Origin of the sequence: Pseudobacteriovorax antillogorgiicola, assembly GCF_900177345.1 — a bacterium.
Classification (GTDB): domain Bacteria; phylum Bdellovibrionota_B; class Oligoflexia; order Oligoflexales; family Oligoflexaceae; genus Pseudobacteriovorax; species Pseudobacteriovorax antillogorgiicola.
The window spans coordinates 1-2,187 of the sequence record NZ_FWZT01000060.1 but is presented as its reverse complement, the minus strand read 5'-3'; the positions used below and the strand labels follow the sequence as shown (position 1 = coordinate 2,187).

The window sequence follows — 2,187 nt, the reverse complement described above, 5'->3', positions numbered from 1 at the left end:
GTCAGAATCAGAAACTCCATCCGCGAGGCTCTGATCTCTGGTCATCGCTGGGCTCTTGCCAAGAACATGGGAAGTCAGCGCTACTTTGATGAAGTTGCGACAAGCGTCACAAATTATCTTGCCCGTCTTCAACGGGATGGAGCCATAGCAGGGGGCGTTTGCTATCCAGACGAAGAGTCGAATACTCCTGACGCATTGGCAGATGGTAAGGCCTACTTTGTCTTTGAATACACCCCATCACCTGTTAGCGAGCGGCTAACGTTTAAAGAGCGAATCACCAACGACTATCTTAAGACACTAGGAGGCTAATGCTTGCTACCAAAATTCTTCAAAAACTTTGAAGTCTCGATCACTGGAACCAGCTTTAGAAACATCTGCGAAGAGATGAGTCTTCCAGAGCTTACTCTTAAGACGGAGGAGTGGCGCGGGGCCGGCATGGATGCTCCCATCGAGATCGATGTGGGGATGGAAAAGCTTGAGTCGACCCTAAAGTTTCCATCCCTTAATAAAGAGGTCTTCCTACTCTATGGCCTCCAGCTCGGCGGGTCGGCGGGTATCATTGCAACGGGCGCCCTTCAGGGGCAGGCGGGAGAATCGGTTCCGGCTAAGGCTGTCATGCAGGGCGGTATCAAAAAGATCGCTTCTGGCCAGTGGAAGCCTGGCGACATGAAGGCAGCCGGCGTTGAGGTTACCGTCTCATTAAGCCGCTACATTCTAACCCTTGATTCATTCCCCCTTGCAACGATCGACATTGAAAACGGCATCAGAAATATTGCCGGCATCGACTACTACCAAAACATAAGGGCCACCCTTGGCCTCTAGGAGAGCAATTGAAGTACGAACTGATCTATCCCATGGAGTTTGAGGGTGAGGAGATCACCGACATCAAACTCACTGAATTTATAACAGTCGGCCAGTCGAGAGCCATCAGCCGCGCTCAGTCCATTGAGGATGAGGAGGAGCGTGGCCTTGAGATCATGGCCGTCATTCTTCAGAAGCCTCGGGCATTCATCGATCAACTATCGACTGACGATTTGGAAGAGATTTCTGATGATGTGGAAAGGCTTCTAAGCAAGCCAAAAAAAAATCGAAGGAGAAGACGAGGAGATCAAATTCAGAAAGCTGCTACGCGTTCTATATAAAGAATTTGGTCTCCCCTCACATACTTTCATGGCCATGAGTCTAGCAGAGTTTGATCTCTGGGTAAAAGCCCTTGAAGACGAAGAAGAAAAAACACCTCCAAGCGACATCTGGGTAAACGCTAATGTCAAAGAATAGAAAAAAGGTCAGCATTGCCATTGCTGCCATGTTTGATCGCTCGTTCAGTGAGAGATTTGGATCTGCTGAGAATAAGATCAATGCCCTCTCAAAAACGATTAGGGCAGCGGATCAGAGTTTGAAAAAGATTGATGCCTACAAAGCGATGGCAAAAGATCTTGCCGACCTTAAGGGGGAACTCGGTGAAGCTAGCGATGCCCTTCGAAAAAGTGATGCTGACCTTAAAGCCAAGACAAAGGCTACCGACTCAGCAAGGGGTGCGCTCAAGGCTATCACTGCCGAGCAGCGCCAGTACAAGCAGTCGCTTCTTAAGGAGACGGAGGCTCTAAAAGAGTCTAAGGCGGCCTACCGCGCCTTGTCCAAGGCTCAGAAAGAAAGAGAGCTGGTCGCAAAGAAGGATGAGCAAAGGCTCAACGCCCTCAGCGCCAGCACGAGAAGACTTGGCCTAGAACTTAGCCGTGAAGAGAAAGCTCTAAAAGGTGTGGAAACTGCCCTTAGGAAAGCAACAAGCGCAGCTACGGGACAATCGAGTACCGATAAGAAGCAGGCGGCCCTTATCGCTAAACTCACTGCCGAGAAAGATCGTCATAAAAAGGCGATCGATCTTACAAGCAAGGTTCTTGTAAGAGAAACCAGAGAATCCAAATCCCTTAGCCGAAGCCTCGGTCAGCAGCAAACTGCTCTTGAGCAAGGCAAATCCGCTCTTAAAGCCCATTCTGACCGCATGAAAGAGCTTTCGAGTTCAGCTGCAAGAACAAAGGAAAAGATCCTTGAGTCAAAGAATGCCATCCAAAGGCATCGGGCTACCCTTAGGGAACACAATAAGTCACTGGGATCCGCAAAGAAGGCCCAAGCGGCAGCCACTCAGGCCTTTGATAGGACTAACTCTAAAGTAAAAAAGCAGGAAGA

General features: G+C 49.4%; 4 protein-coding genes. All 4 read left to right on the top strand.

Annotated features, from left to right (window positions below; all coding sequences use genetic code 11):
* The coding region (locus tag B9N89_RS31660) for a phage tail sheath C-terminal domain-containing protein (RefSeq protein ID WP_327356521.1) at nucleotides 1-309 on the top strand (309 nt) is incomplete at its 5' end.
* A gap of 3 nt (nucleotides 310-312) precedes the next feature.
* Nucleotides 313-822 carry a phage major tail tube protein gene (locus B9N89_RS31085; protein WP_132319598.1) on the top strand — a complete coding sequence of 170 codons (510 nt, stop codon included), beginning with the start codon at nucleotides 313-315 and terminating at the stop codon, nucleotides 820-822.
* A gap of 8 nt (nucleotides 823-830) precedes the next feature.
* Nucleotides 831-1,142 (top strand): phage tail assembly protein, encoded by a 312-nt coding sequence (locus B9N89_RS31080; RefSeq protein ID WP_132319600.1) that lies wholly within the window; start codon nucleotides 831-833, stop codon nucleotides 1,140-1,142.
* Nucleotides 1,143-1,264: 122 nt separating this feature from the next.
* A partial coding sequence (locus B9N89_RS31075; RefSeq protein WP_143478322.1) for a coiled-coil domain-containing protein occupies nucleotides 1,265-2,187 on the top strand: 923 nt, incomplete at its 3' end.